We start from the raw sequence: 13,237 nt of genomic DNA, 5'->3' as shown, positions 1-13,237 counted from the left end.
CATGCGACGCATGGTCCAGCCATGCCAGCCTACGCGCTCAGCCCGATCAGCGGTGAATTCCGCACACCCGCTACGGAAGCCACCTTCCGGGCCGAGCGCCTGCCGGAATCGATCCGGCAGGCGCGGTTGCTCCTGTTCTTCTCCACGATCGTCAACACGCTCTTCCTCGTCTCCGACTGGCGCTTCGCCGGAGATCCGCATTTCTGGATCGCCGTGCCGTCGCGCCTCGTCGTGGTGGCGATCTCCATCGTCTGCCTGGGGCTCGTCCTGCGTAGCCGGACGGCGGGCGAGCTGCAGGCGGTGCTCGGCGTCTGGCAGGGGATCGTCTCCATCGGGGTCGGGCTGCTCGTCTCCTCGCGCTCGGACCTGGCGCTCTTCGTCGTCATCGTCCTGCCCTTGATGCTCTACCTCGTCGTGCCCAACACCTTCCGCGCGACGCTCGTCGCCGGTGCGTTCTCGTCGACCTGCATGCTCGTCGGCTTCAGCGTGATCGGGCACGGCACGCCCGGCATCGAGACCACGGCGCTGGGGCTGGGGCTCGGCATGCTGATGCTCAACATCGCGCTCCTCCTCGTCGTCACGCGCTCCAACCGGCTGCGCCGCCTCGAATGGACCGCCGTCCAGCGCGAGCGCCTCGCCAATCGCGAGCTCGGCCACAGCCGCGAGATGTTCGAGCGGATGTTCCGCACGGTGCCCATTCCCCTCGTCGTCTCGGACCGCACGGACGGGCGCTTTCTCGCGCTGAACGACGCGGCCCGCACCTTCCTCGGCATCGAGGACGCGAGCGCCTGGTCCACGCGCGACCTCTACGTGGATGTCCGCGACCGTGACCGCTTCATCGCGCAGATGGCGGGGCGGGACCGGATCGACGGCTTCGACACGCGCCTGCGCAAGCCCGACGGGGATGAGCGCGACGTCCTCCTCGCGGCGTCGGGCATCGACATCGACGGGCGCGCGGCGCTCCTCGCCGCCGTCGTCGACATCACCGACCGAAAGGCCGCCGAAGAGCGCGTCTGGCGCGCGGCACACCACGACGCGCTCACGGGCCTGCCGAACCGCACGCATTTCCAGGCGAGCCTGGAGCGCATCGCCGCGCGTGCCGAGAGCTGCCCGAAGGGAGCGGCGCTGCTCCTCGTCGATCTCGACGGGCTGAAGGAGGTGAACGACGCCCTCGGTCACGACGCCGGGGACGCGCTCCTCGTCGCCGCCGCGCAGCGCCTGCGCACGGCGGCGCGCGACGGCGACGTCGTGGCGCGCCTGGGGGGCGACGAGTTCGCCATGGTACTCGCGCCCGCGAACCGCGAGGAGGCTCAGGCGATCGCGGCCGGCCTGCTCGAGGCCATGCGCCAGCCGGTGCCGTTCGGCGAGCGCAGCCTCGTCGGGCGCGCCTCCATCGGCCTCGCGCTGTGCCCCGAGCACGACACCTCCCCGGGCGAGCTCGTGAAGGACGCCGATCTCGCGCTCTATGCGGCCAAGCAGAGCGGGCGCAATCGCCTCGTCGTCTACGAGCCGGCGCTGCGGCGCGGCTTCGAGCGGCGCGTGACGTTGCTGCGCGACGTCGGCGCCGCCCTCGAGGCGGATGCCATCGTGCCCTACTATCAGCCGAAGGTGGCCCTCGCGACGGGGCGCGTCACCGGCTTCGAGGCGCTGGCGCGCTGGCGCCACCCGGAGCGCGGGCTCCTCACGCCCGTTCATTTCGCTGCCGCCTTCGCCGAGCCGGAGCACGCCATCGCCATCGGCGAGCGCATGCGCGGCCAGATCGCCGCCGACCTGCGGCGCTGGCTCGACGCGGGGCTGGAGCCGGGGCGGATCGCCGTGAACTTCGCGCCGGCGGAATTCGGCTGCCCCAAGCTCGCCGAGCACGTCGCGGAGCAGCTCGCCCGGGCCGGTGTGGCGCCGTCGCGGATCGACGTGGAGGTGACGGAGAGCGTCTTCCTCGGCCCGGGCGGGGAGGGCGTCGAGGCGACCTTGCGCGCCTTCCAGGCGGCGGGCATGCGCATCGCGCTCGACGATTTCGGCACGGGCTTCGCATCGCTGACCCACCTCAAGCGCTTCCCCGTCGACGACATCAAGATCGACCGCAGCTTCGTGCGCGACCTCATCGAGGACCCGGACGACGCGGCCATCGCCTCGGCGGTGATCGAGCTCGGCCGCGCGCTGGAGATCTCGGTGACGGCGGAGGGCGTGGAGACGCAGGCCCAGGCCGACTTCCTCGCCGCCCGCGGATGCGCCCAGGCCCAAGGCTGGCTCTACGGCCGCCCCATGCCCGCCGACGCGGTCGTCGCGTTCCTGGAGGAGCGCGCGCGCAGCGCGGCGTGATCGTCTAGCGCCCCCTGATCTGCAGCGCGATCGCCAGGACGAGCAGCGCGTCGAGCGTGGTGACGCCGATCAGCGCGTGGAGCAGGGCGTCGGGGCCGATCGTCTCCATGAGCCAGGCGCCGGCCAGCGGCGCCAGCGCCGCGACGAGGAGCTGGGGGAGGGCGAGGCGGCCCATGAGGGCGGCATAGCCGAAGGGGCCGAAGATCGCGAGCGGCAACGTTCCCTTGACGATGGAGCGGATGCCGATGCCCGCGCCGTAGCAGACGAGGGCGAGGGGCAGGATCGCCGCATTGCCGCTCGCGAGCAGCGCGACGCCGGCGAAGGTCAGCGCGGCCGAGGCCGCGGCGGTGCGGATCGGATGGTAGCGGCGGCCGATCCAGGCCTCGATCACGCGCGCGCCCACCTGGCTCGGCCCGACCATCGCGGCGAGGCCGACCGCAGCGGCGAGCGCCAGGTCGCGGGCCTGGAGCAGCGTGATGAGGTGCACCGACAGGACCGCGGTGGCGAGTCCGCTCACGGTGAGGCCGGCGGCGAGCGTGAGCCGCAGGAGCGTCTCGTCGCGAAGCCGGCGCGCGCCGTCGGCGGGCTTTTCCGTCGCCGGCGTCGCGACGGGGGCGGCGTGCGGCGCCGGCGCGGGGCGGCGCGGGAGAAGCGTCAGGTAGAGCGGCGCGACGACGAGGACGTGGATCGCCGCATAGGCGAAGCAGGCGCCGCGCCAGCCGAGCTGCTCGACGAAGAGGGCGGAGAGCGGCCAGCCGATCGTCGAGGCGAAGCCGCCGAACAGGGTGAGCGTGGTGATCGCCGAGCGCGCGCTCGCGCCGTAGAGGCGGCCGAGCGTCGCGAAGGCGGCGTCGTAGAGGCCCGCACCCATGCCGAGCCCGATCACGAGCCAGGCGGCGAGATAGGCGAGGGGGTGGGCGGCGAGGCCCAGCGCCGCGAGCCCCGCCGCCATGGTGAGCGCCGAGCCCACGAGGACCGGTCGCCCGCCCGTCGCCTCGACGGCGCGCCCCACCCGCGGCGAGACGAGGCTCGCCGCGACGAGGCCCAGCGTGAGCCCGCCCACGACGAAGGTCTTCGCCCAGCCGGTCTCGGCCACGATCACGGGGGCGAGCACCGCCAGGAGATAGAAGGTGGAGCCCCACGCCAGGATCTGCGTGACGCCGAGCACGGTGATCACCACCGGGCGGGACGGCTTTTCGGGAGCCGCCGCGCTCGCGAGGTCGAGCGCGGCGGAGTCGGACGGGGGAGGGCTCACGCGGCGGCTCCGCAGCGGGCGCCCACGCGGGCGGGAACGGGTGCGTCCTGCGCGGCGGGTGCGCCGCAGCAGCCGCGCGCACCCTCTGGAGCCGGCGCGCAGCAGGCGTCCGCGCCGGTCGCGAGATCCGTCGAGCACACGCCGGTCTTGGGCAGGACGAGCTCGACGCGATCGGCTTCGGCTTCGGCGCCGGCGAGGGCCGCCACGACGGAGCGCACCTGCTCGTAGCCCGTCATCATGAGGAAGGTGGGCGCGCGCCCGTAGCTCTTGGCGCCGACGACGTAGAAGCCGGGCTCGGGATGGGCCAGCGCCGCATGCCCGTGCGGCGTGACGCTGCCGCAGGCGTGGACGTTGGGATCGATGTCGGCCGCGAGCGCCCGGGAGCATTCGAGCCACGGATCGAGATCGATGCGCAGCTCGCGCAGCGGCGCGAGATCCGGACGCTGTCCCGTGAGCGCGACGAGGCGATCGAAGGGCCCGATCGTTCGCCCGCTCGCGTCGGCGACGAGGACGCCGCCTGCATCCGCCTCACGGATCTCCTCCGCGGCGAAGCCGGTCACGAGCCGCACCCGTCCGTCGGCCACGAGCGCCTGGAGCCGCGCTCCGAGCGCCCCGCGCGCGGGCAGCTCGTCGCCGGCGCCGCCGCCGAAGGCGCGGATCGGGCGTGCGCCCCGCACCGCCCAGGTGATGCTTCCCGTCCCGGTCTGCTCGACGAGGCCTGCGAGATCGATGACCGCGTTCGCGGCCGAATGACCGGCGCCGACGACGAGGGTGCGCGCGCCGGCATAGACGGCGCGGTCCGCGCCGAGTGCGTCGGGGATGCGGTAGCGGATGCGCCCGGCCGCCTCGCTCTCGCCGATGGCGGCGATGCCCGTTCCGCCCAGCGGGTTGGGCGTGCTCCAGGTGCCGCTGGCGTCGACGACCGCGCGGGCGAGGTGGCGCGAGCGCCGCCCGTCGCCGTGCTCGACGTCGATCAGGAACGGCGTCTGGGCGCGCCGTGCGCTCTTCACCTTGTCGAGCCCCGCGCGCGTGACGGCCCGGACGCGTGCGTCGATCACGATCCGGCCGTGGGCGGCGAGCGCCTCGGCGAGCGGTGCGAGATAGCGATCCGCCATCTCCGCGCCGGTGGGCAGCGAATCCGGATCCGGCTGCACCCACCCCTCCCGCTCGAGCAGGCGGCGGGACGCGGCGTCGACGTCGTAGCGCCAGGGCGAGAACAGGCGCACGTGCCCCCATTCGCGCAGGTTGGCGCCGACGGCCGGCCCGGCCTCCAGCACGAGGAAGGGCAGCCCGCGCTCGGCGCAATGCGCCGCGGCGGCGAGGCCGACGGGCCCCGCTCCCAAGATGGCGATCGGCAGCTCGGCGGAACGAGACGGCGCGTGCATGGTGCTCTCCTTGGCTCTCGATCATTCCAGAAATTTCGAAATAGGCGACGGCGAAAAAGCGCTAGATCGCTTCCTCGCTCACGCCCGGATCGCGGGCGGGCCCGCAGCGGGAATCGACGCAGCACTCCTCGGACAGGAAGGCGACGAGCCCGTTCATGACGGGGTAGTTCGCCCGGCAGATCAGCGTCGTGCCGTGGCGCTCCTGCGTCACGAGCGCCACGCCGACCAGCGTGCGCAGATGATGCGAGAGCGTCGAGGCCGGCGTGCCCAGCCGCTCCTGCAGCGCGCCGACGGCGAGGCCCGCATCGCCGGCGCGCACCAGCGCGCGGTAGATGCCGAGCCGTGTCGGGTTGCCGAGGGCTTCGAGCCGCTTGGCGATGATCGTCGTCGTGTCCATGGCGCGATCCTGCAGGAGCCGGATCGCCGTGTCAACGGTATTTCTAGTATCTTCGAATTATTTGCTGACCGAAAGAGCGGTCGCCCCCCTGTCCCGGTTCTCAAATGATCGCCCCGCGCACCTTGGCCGAGACCCATTCCGACACCACGACCGTGGCGAGGATGACGATGAAGATCACCGTCACCTCCGACCAGGCGAGGCGGGCGAGCGAGGAGTTCAGCTGCACGCCGATGCCGCCCGCGCCGACGAGGCCGAGAACGGCCGATTCGCGGATGTTGATGTCCCAGCGGAAGACCGAGATGCCGGCGAAGGTCGGCAGGATCTGCGGCACGATGGCGTAGTCGATCACCTGCGAGCCTCGGGCGCCGGTCGCCTTCACCGCCTCGACCTGGCTCTCGTCGATCTCCTCGATGGCCTCGTAGAGCAGCTTGCCGATGAAGCCGATGGAGCGTAGCCCGATGGCGATGATGCCCGCGAGCAAGCCCGGGCCGATGATGGCGACGAGCAGCAGCGCCCAGATCAGCGAGTTGATGGAGCGCGAGGCGACGATGATCAGGAGCGCGATCGGGCGGGCGAAGGCGAGGCTCGGCGTCGTGTTGCGCGCCGCCAGGAAGGCGACGGGCACCGCGATGAGGATGCCGAGGAGCGTGCCCAGCGTCGCGATGTTGAGCGTGTCCCAGAGCGGCGCCCATAGGCGGTCGAGATAGGACCAGCGCGGCGGCCAGGCGCGATCGAGGAGGTCGCCCGCCTGGCGCGGTGCGTCCTGGACGAAGAACCAGATCGTGTCGCGCGTCATCACCTGGAAGGCGAAGATCGTCAGCGCCACCAGGGCGAGCCAGCCGGCATAGGCGGCGAATTGCTGGCGCGTGGTGCGGCGGGTCCAGATCGGGCGATCGGCGAGGTGGGAGACCGGCATCACTGGATCCGCTTGCGCAGCCAGCTCGAGGAATACTCGGCGGCCATGACGATGAGGATGATGAGGAGCAGCACGGCGGCGGCGGTGTCGTACTCGTAGCGGTCCATGGCCACGTTGAGGGTCGCCCCGATGCCGCCGGCGCCGACGATGCCGATCACCGCCGACTCGCGAAAGTTGATGTCGAGCCGGTACATCGAGAGCCCGACGAGCCGCGGGAGCACCTGGGGCTGGATGCCCCAGTTGAGCACCTGCCACCAGCTCGCGCCGGTGGCCCGCATGGCCTCGGCCTGCCCCTCGTCGATGTCCTCGATGTCCTCGGCGAGCAGCTTCGCCATGAAGCCGATCGTGGCGAAGGTGAGCGTCAGGAAGCCGGCGAAGGGTCCGAAGCCGAACATCGCCACGAACAGGATGGCGATGATGATCTCCTGGAAGGAGCGCGACACGGCGACGATGGCGCGGCACACCGCGTAGACCGGCAGCGGCGCGATGTTGCGTGCGGCGCCGACCCCGATGGGGATGGAGAGGATGACGCCGGCGACGGTCGAGGTGAGCGTCATCGTGAGGCTCTCGACGAAGCCCTTGACGATGTCGGTGGAGCGCGACGTGAAGTCGGGCGTGAGGAAGCCCTGCACGAAACGCCAGCCGCGCTCCATGCCCTCCGCGACGCGGCTCCAATTGACCTCTACGGTCGAGATCGCGAGCGCGAGGTAGAGAACGAAGCCGCCGTAGACGACGAGGCGCAGCCAGCCTCGCTGGATGAAGATCGGCGGGCGCTTCCAGCGCCGCCCGCGAGCGGCGGGAGCGGAAGCGCCGGGGGCGGACGCGCTCATGCCGCGCCCGCCTGCGCGCGCGCCTCGAAATCTGCGGCCTCGGCGGCGTCCTTCGCCGTCTCGTCCGCCTCCTTGCGCATGGCGTTCCAGTCCTCGGAGCCGTAGATGGCGGTGAGCGCCTCCTCGTCGAGGGCGTCCGGCGGCCCGTCGAAGACGATCCGGCCGGCTCTGAGCCCGACGATGCGATCGACGAACATCTTGGCGAGGAGCACGTCGTGGATGTTGATGATCGCGGGCAGGCCACGCTCGCGGCAGATCTCGCAGATGAGGCGCATGATCTGGCGCGAGGTCTTGGGGTCGAGGGACGCGGTCGGCTCGTCGACGAGGAGGAGCTCCGGGTCCTGCTCGAGCGCGCGCGCGATGCCCACGCGCTGGCGCTGCCCGCCGGAGAGCGCGTCCGCGCGCTTGTCGACGTGGTCGGAGAGCCCGACCCGATCGAGCAGCGCGAAGGCCTTGTCGACGTCGCCCTGCGGGAAGCGGCGCAGGAAGGAGCGCCAGAAGGGCACGTAGCCGAGGCGACCGGAGAGAACGTTCTCCATCACGGTCAGGCGCTCGACCAGCGCGTATTCCTGGAAGATCATGCCGATGCGCCGGCGCACCCGGCGCAGCTCGCCGCGGCCCACGCGGGTGATCTCGCGATCGCCGAGGAAGACCTTGCCCGAGGACGGCTCCACCAGTCGGTTGACGCAGCGGATGAGCGTCGACTTGCCGGCGCCGGAGGGGCCGATGAGCCCCACGACCTGGCCCGAGGGCACGTCGAACGAGACGTCGGTCAGGGCCTTGTCGCCGGTCTTGTAGCGCTTGGTCAGCGCCTCGACGCGCAGCATCGGCTCGTCTCCCCCAAAATTACGAAGAGGCGCGCCGCGGGTCGGCCGCGGCGCGCCGAGTTCATGCGATCAATCGCAGGTGTACTGCACGCCGTTCGCCTCGTCGATCTGGCGGATGACGGCCCAGTCCTCCTGGAACGAGATCTCGATGAACTGGTCCTCGCCGTTGCGGCCGAACTCCTCGGCGAGCGCGGTGCCCTCCCAGTCGTAGGAGAAGAACGCGTCGCGGATCTGCTGCTGCAGCTCCGGCGTGAGGTTGTAGACCGTGCCGTAGCCCGTCGTGGGGAAGGTCTGCGAGGTATAGATCACCTCGAGCTGGTCGGCGGAGACCACGCCGCGATCGAGCATGCGAGCCTTGACCGAGTTCGCGATCGCCGCGGCCGGATAGTCCTGGTTGGCGACGCCCAGGATCGAGTTGTCGTGCGCGCCCGAGAAGGTCGGCTCGAAATCCTCGCCGGCGACCATGCCGAACTCGCTCGCGAGCAGCGCGGAGGGCGCCTTGAAGCCCGAGTTCGACGTCTCGGAGGTGAACGCCATCTGCTTGCCGCGGATGTCCTCGACGCTCTCGATTTCGGAGCCCGGATACGTGATGATCTCCATCTCGTAGCCGTACGAGCCGTCCGACGCCGCCATCATGGCGAAGGGACGGAAGCCCGCGCAGGCGACGGCGAGCGGGTTCGAGCCGGTGTTGAAGCCGGCGATGTGCAGGCGCCCGGCGCGCATGGCCTCGATCTGGGCGGCGTTCGACTGGACCGGGAAGAACTGCACGCTCTTGCCGGTCGCCTCCTCGAGGTGCTCCAGGAAGCCGGCCCACACCTCGGCGTAGACGGCCGGGTCCTCGACGGGCGTGTAGGCGAAGATGAGCGTCGACGGGTCGACGAGCTGCGCGGGATCGCTCGGGACGTCGGCGATCATGTCGCCGTCGGCGTCGGTGAAGCGCTCGTCGAGCGTGAACTGGGCCTGGGCGGCGCCGGTGGCGACGAGCAGCGCCGCGGCGGCGGCGAGGGTGCGGAACACCATGACGTGACCTCCTGTCCGTTCGGCCGCCCTCGCGGGCTTGCGCGGGTTACGCAGGGTGGGGCGGCGCTGACGTCCGGGTATAGTTCCCGCATGACAGATCGGTGACAAGCGCGTGACCGATTGCGCTGTCGACGGCCTGTGGACGGCGATCGAGACGCGACGTCTTGCCTCCCCCGCCGTTTCCACTAGAAGCCGGATGTCGAGCCGGCGAGTCCCCCCCCGCGCGCGGCCGGGAGACCGACCCATGTCCTTCGCCCTGCGTCTCGCGCACGGCATCGACGCGCTGAACGAGCGCATCGCGCGCCTCGCCGCCTGGCTCGTCCTGGCGGCGGTGGTGATCTCGGCGGGCAACGCGATCTCGCGCAAGGCCTTCTCGCTCTCGTCGAACGCCTGGCTCGAGCTGCAATGGTACCTGTTCGGCGCCGTCTTCCTGCTCGGCGCGTCTTGGACCTTGAAACGTAACGAGCACGTGCGCATCGACGTCCTCTCCTCGCGCCTCGCGCCGCGCACGCGCGCCTGGATCGACGTCGTCGGCCACGCGCTCTTCCTGCTGCCCTTCGCCTTCGTGCACGCGACGACGGCGGTGCCGTTCTTCCTGCTCTCCTGGCGCACCGGAGAGGTCTCGCCCAATGCCGGCGGCCTGCCGCTGTGGCCGGCGAAGCTCCTCGTCCTCGTCGGCTTCACCATGCTGCTCGCGCAAGGCGTGTCCGAGCTCGTGAAGAAGATCGCCGTCCTGCGCGGAGCGCTGCCGGACGATGCCGACGACGGGCGCGCGGGACCGGGGCTCACGGCATGAGCGCCTTCCTCGTGGCCAATCTCGCGCCGATCATGTTCGGCTCGCTCGTCGTGCTGATGCTGCTCGGCTACCCGATCGCCTTCTCGCTGGCGGCGCTCGGGCTCGGCTTCGGGTTCCTGGGCATCGAGCTCGGCCTGTTCGCGCCTGGCTTCTTCCAGGCGCTGCCGGATCGCGTCTACGGCGCCATGGCCAACGAGACGCTGCTCGCCATCCCCTTCTTCACCTTCATGGGTCTCGTGCTCGAGCGATCGCGCATGGCGGAGGACCTGCTCGACACGATGGGCCAGCTCTTCGGCTCCGTGCGCGGCGGGCTCGCCTACGCGGTGATCTTCGTCGGCGCGCTCCTCGCGGCGACGACGGGCGTCGTCGCGGCCGCCGTGATCTCCATGGGGCTGATCTCGCTGCCGATCATGCTGCGCTACGGCTACGACCGGCGCCTCGCCACGGGCGTCATCGTGGCCTCGGGAACGCTGGCGCAGATCCTGCCGCCCTCGCTCGTGCTGATCGTGCTCGCCGACCAGCTCGGGCGCTCGGTGGGGGACATGTATGCCGGCGCCATGGTGCCGGCGCTGATGCTGACGGGGCTCTTCGCGCTCTACGTCTTCCTCAACACGCTGATCCGCCCCGCCATGAGCCCGCCATTGCCGCCGGAGGCGCGCACGCTGGGCAAGGGCCTCGCCTCGCTCTTCGTGCTCGCCGCGATCTGCGTCGGAATCGGCTGGGGCGCGACCGCGGTCTTCGCGAGCCGCGTCGAGCAGGCGCCCTACGTCTACGGCTCGGGCGTGGGCGTTCTCCTCGCCTTCGCCCTGGCGCTCGCGAACCGGCGCCTGAAGCTCGGCATCCTCTCCTACCTCGCCGAGCAGGTGACCCTCGTCCTCGTACCGCCGCTGGCGCTGATCTTCCTCGTGCTGGGCACGATCTTCGTCGGGCTCGCGACGCCCACCGAAGGCGGGGCGATGGGGGCCGTGGGCGCCCTCGTGCTGGCCGCGCTCAAGGGGCGGCTCAGCCTGCGCCTCACCCGGGAGGCCGCCGAGCAGACGCTGCGACTCTCCGCCTTCGTCATGTTCGTGCTCATCGGCGCGCGGGTGTTCTCGCTCACCTTCTACGGGGTGAGCGGGCACATCTGGGTGAAGGACCTGCTGCTGGCGCTGCCGGGCGGGGAGGCGGGGTTCCTGCTCTTCGTCGCGCTGGTGGTGTTCTTCCTGGGCTTCTTCCTCGACTTCTTCGAGATCGTCTTCATCCTCGTGCCGCTCCTCGTCGCGCCGGCGCAGGCGCTGGGCATCGATCTCGTCTGGTTCGGCGTGCTGCTCGCGGTGAACTTCCAGACCTCGTTCCTCACGCCACCCTTCGGCTTCTCGCTGTTTTACCTGCGATCGGTAACGCCGAGCGGAGAGTACGATGACGCGGTGACCGGCGAGCGCATGCGCGGGGTCGCGACGCTCGAGATCTACCGGGGCGTGATCCCCTTCGTCGCCATCCAGGTGCTGATGGTCCTCGTCGTCTATTTCGCGCCCGGGATCGTCACGCACTACCGCTCGGACGCGCCGGTGCTCGACGAGGACCAGGTGCGCGAGCGGCTCGACCGGCTGATCATGCCGGGCCTCGGCGACGGGGCAGGGGGGCCGGGCGGTGGGTTCGGGCCCGGCTTCGGCCCGCCCGAGATGCCGAGCTTCGCGCCACCGCAGCTGCCGGGGCAGTAGAGCAGGGCGACCGAGCGCCCCCCGCCCGCTGCGCCTGGTTCCGGCGACACGCTCGCCCGCAACGAAGAAAGCCCCCGGGTCTCCCCGGGGGCCTTCCTGTCGTCTCGCGTGGCGCGAGCCGGGCGTCGGATCAGAAGTCCATGCCGCCCATGCCGCCCATGCCGCCGGGCATGCCGCCGCCGCCACCGGAGGACTCCTTCTTGGGAGCCTCGGCGATCATCGCCTCGGTGGTGATCAGCAGGCCCGCGACGGACGCGGCGTCCTGGAGGGCCGTGCGCACGACCTTGGCCGGGTCGACGATGCCGGCGGCCAGCATGTCCACGTACTCTTCCGTCTGGGCGTTGAAGCCGAACGTCTCGGAGCTCGTGTTGTCGGTGATCTTGCCGACGACGATGGAGCCCTCGACGCCCGAGTTCTCGGCGATCTGACGGATCGGCGCCTCGAGCGCGCGCAGCACGATCTTGATGCCGGCGCGGATGTCCGGGTTGTCGGAGGTGAGCTTCTCGACCGCCTTCTTGGCGCGCAGCAGAGCGGTGCCGCCGCCGGGAACGATGCCTTCCTCGACCGCCGCGCGGGTGGCGTTGAGGGCGTCGTCGACGCGGTCCTTCTTCTCCTTGACCTCGATCTCGGTCGCGCCGCCGACGCGGATCACCGCGACGCCGCCCGCGAGCTTGGCGAGACGCTCCTGGAGCTTCTCGCGATCGTAGTCCGAGGAGGTCTCCTCGATCTGGCCCTTGATCTGCTGGACACGCGCCTCGATGTCGTCCTTCGAGCCGGCGCCGTCGATGATCGTGGTGTTCTCCTTCTCGATGCGGACGCGCTTGGCGCGGCCGAGCATCTCGAGGGTCACGTTCTCGAGCTTGATGCCGAGGTCCTCGGAGACGGCGGTGCCGCCGGTGAGGATGGCGATGTCCTCGAGCATGGCCTTGCGGCGATCGCCGAAGCCCGGAGCCTTGACGGCCGCGACCTTGAGGCCGCCGCGCAGCTTGTTGACGACGAGCGTGGCGAGCGCCTCGCCCTCGATGTCCTCGGCGACGATGAGCAGCGGCTTGCCCGACTGCACGACCGACTCGAGGATCGGCAGCATCGCCTGGAGCGAGGAGAGCTTCTTCTCGTGGATGAGGATGTAGGGATCGTCGAGCTCGGCGATCATCTTCTCCGCATTCGTGATGAAGTACGGGGAGAGATAGCCGCGGTCGAACTGCATGCCCTCGACGATGTCGACCTCGGTCTCGGCGGTCTTCGCCTCCTCGACCGTGATGACGCCCTCGTTGCCGACCTTCTGCATCGCGTCCGCGATCATGTGGCCGATCAGCTCGTCGCCGTTGGCGGAGATGGTGCCGACCTGGGCGACCTCGCCGGAGGACTCGACCTTGCGGGCGCGCGCCTGGATGTCGGCGACGGCCGCGGCGGTCGCCATGTCGACGCCGCGCTTGAGGTCCATCGGGTTCATGCCGGCGGCGACCGCCTTGGCGCCTTCCTTGACGATCGACTGGGCGAGCACCGTCGCCGTCGTCGTGCCGTCACCGGCGAGATCGTTGGTCTTCGAGGCGACCTCGCGGACCATCTGGGCGCCCATGTTCTCGAACTTGTCCGAGAGCTCGATCTCCTTGGCGACGGTGACGCCGTCCTTGGTGATGCGGGGCGCGCCGAACGACTTCTCGATGACGACGTTGCGGCCCTTGGGGCCCAGCGTGACCTTCACCGCGTCGGCGAGGATGTCGACGCCGCGGAGCATGCGCTCGCGGGCGTCGGACGAGAACTTCACGTCCTTGGCAGCCATGTGTTCGAT

The 13,237-nt window shown here is 70.8% G+C and carries 11 protein-coding genes; 3 read left to right on the top strand and 8 right to left on the bottom strand.

Features of this window, described 5'->3' with window-relative positions:
• Positions 1 to 21: 21 nt before the first annotated feature.
• Positions 22 to 2,319: a putative bifunctional diguanylate cyclase/phosphodiesterase gene (locus tag IEX89_RS16750; protein WP_188914395.1), complete on the top strand. Its 2,298-nt coding sequence runs from the start codon at positions 22 to 24 to the stop codon at positions 2,317 to 2,319.
• Positions 2,320 to 2,323: 4 nt separating this feature from the next.
• Here IEX89_RS16750 and IEX89_RS16745 read toward each other — a convergent pair whose 3' ends face one another.
• From IEX89_RS16745 to phnD, 7 genes are all read right to left on the bottom strand, one after another.
• Entirely contained in the window at positions 2,324 to 3,574 is a 1,251-nt protein-coding gene (locus tag IEX89_RS16745) for an MFS transporter (RefSeq protein WP_188914394.1), read from the bottom strand.
• Positions 3,571 to 4,959, bottom strand: coding sequence for an NAD(P)-binding domain-containing protein (locus IEX89_RS16740; RefSeq protein ID WP_188914393.1), 1,389 nt, complete (start codon positions 4,957 to 4,959; stop codon positions 3,571 to 3,573). Before IEX89_RS16740 ends, IEX89_RS16745 begins: the two co-directional genes overlap by 4 nt.
• A gap of 61 nt (positions 4,960 to 5,020) precedes the next feature.
• On the bottom strand, positions 5,021 to 5,356 hold the full coding sequence (locus tag IEX89_RS16735) for an ArsR/SmtB family transcription factor (RefSeq protein ID WP_188914392.1): 336 nt from the start codon (positions 5,354 to 5,356) through the stop codon (positions 5,021 to 5,023).
• Positions 5,357 to 5,456: 100 nt separating this feature from the next.
• On the bottom strand, positions 5,457 to 6,272 hold the full coding sequence (gene phnE / locus IEX89_RS16730; RefSeq protein ID WP_188914391.1) for a phosphonate ABC transporter, permease protein PhnE: 816 nt from the start codon (positions 6,270 to 6,272) through the stop codon (positions 5,457 to 5,459).
• The gene (phnE, locus tag IEX89_RS16725; RefSeq protein ID WP_188914390.1) at positions 6,272 to 7,102 is read right to left on the bottom strand and encodes a phosphonate ABC transporter, permease protein PhnE; all 831 of its coding nucleotides are present in this window, start codon (positions 7,100 to 7,102) and stop codon (positions 6,272 to 6,274) included. The genes phnE (IEX89_RS16730) and phnE (IEX89_RS16725) overlap by 1 nt, the downstream gene beginning before the upstream one ends.
• The gene (gene phnC, locus IEX89_RS16720) at positions 7,099 to 7,929 is read right to left on the bottom strand and encodes a phosphonate ABC transporter ATP-binding protein (RefSeq protein WP_188914389.1); all 831 of its coding nucleotides are present in this window, start codon (positions 7,927 to 7,929) and stop codon (positions 7,099 to 7,101) included. Before phnC ends, phnE (IEX89_RS16725) begins: the two co-directional genes overlap by 4 nt.
• A 69-nt stretch (positions 7,930 to 7,998) precedes the next feature.
• A complete protein-coding gene (gene phnD, locus IEX89_RS16715; protein WP_188914388.1) occupies positions 7,999 to 8,949 on the bottom strand; it encodes a phosphate/phosphite/phosphonate ABC transporter substrate-binding protein in 951 nt (316 codons plus the stop codon).
• Between the two features lie 244 nt (positions 8,950 to 9,193).
• On the opposite strand from phnD, the gene IEX89_RS16710 reads away from it, so the two are divergent.
• On the top strand, positions 9,194 to 9,745 hold the full coding sequence (locus IEX89_RS16710) for a TRAP transporter small permease subunit (RefSeq protein WP_188914387.1): 552 nt from the start codon (positions 9,194 to 9,196) through the stop codon (positions 9,743 to 9,745).
• A complete protein-coding gene (locus IEX89_RS16705; RefSeq protein ID WP_188914386.1) occupies positions 9,742 to 11,445 on the top strand; it encodes a TRAP transporter large permease in 1,704 nt (567 codons plus the stop codon). Before IEX89_RS16710 ends, IEX89_RS16705 begins: the two co-directional genes overlap by 4 nt.
• A gap of 130 nt (positions 11,446 to 11,575) precedes the next feature.
• Here IEX89_RS16705 and groL read toward each other — a convergent pair whose 3' ends face one another.
• On the bottom strand, positions 11,576 to 13,228 hold the full coding sequence (groL, locus tag IEX89_RS16700; protein WP_188914385.1) for a chaperonin GroEL: 1,653 nt from the start codon (positions 13,226 to 13,228) through the stop codon (positions 11,576 to 11,578).
• Between the last annotated feature and the right edge of the window lie 9 nt (positions 13,229 to 13,237).

The organism is Salinarimonas ramus, assembly GCF_014645695.1.
Classification (GTDB): Bacteria; Pseudomonadota; Alphaproteobacteria; order Rhizobiales; family Beijerinckiaceae; genus Salinarimonas; species Salinarimonas ramus.
This window is presented reverse-complemented; position numbering and strand designations above follow the sequence as displayed.

Coding starts and splice junctions, on each gene's coding strand:
- IEX89_RS16750 (WP_188914395.1), top strand. CDS start 22: ATGCCAGCCTACGCGCTCAGCCCGATCAGCGGTGAATTCCGCACACCC.
- IEX89_RS16740 (WP_188914393.1), bottom strand. CDS start 4,959: ATGCACGCGCCGTCTCGTTCCGCCGAGCTGCCGATCGCCATCTTGGGA.
- IEX89_RS16735 (WP_188914392.1), bottom strand. CDS start 5,356: ATGGACACGACGACGATCATCGCCAAGCGGCTCGAAGCCCTCGGCAAC.
- phnE (WP_188914391.1), bottom strand. CDS start 6,272: ATGCCGGTCTCCCACCTCGCCGATCGCCCGATCTGGACCCGCCGCACC.
- phnE (WP_188914390.1), bottom strand. CDS start 7,102: ATGAGCGCGTCCGCCCCCGGCGCTTCCGCTCCCGCCGCTCGCGGGCGG.
- phnC (WP_188914389.1), bottom strand. CDS start 7,929: ATGCTGCGCGTCGAGGCGCTGACCAAGCGCTACAAGACCGGCGACAAG.
- phnD (WP_188914388.1), bottom strand. CDS start 8,949: ATGGTGTTCCGCACCCTCGCCGCCGCCGCGGCGCTGCTCGTCGCCACC.
- IEX89_RS16710 (WP_188914387.1), top strand. CDS start 9,194: ATGTCCTTCGCCCTGCGTCTCGCGCACGGCATCGACGCGCTGAACGAG.
- IEX89_RS16705 (WP_188914386.1), top strand. CDS start 9,742: ATGAGCGCCTTCCTCGTGGCCAATCTCGCGCCGATCATGTTCGGCTCG.
- groL (WP_188914385.1), bottom strand. CDS start 13,228: ATGGCTGCCAAGGACGTGAAGTTCTCGTCCGACGCCCGCGAGCGCATG.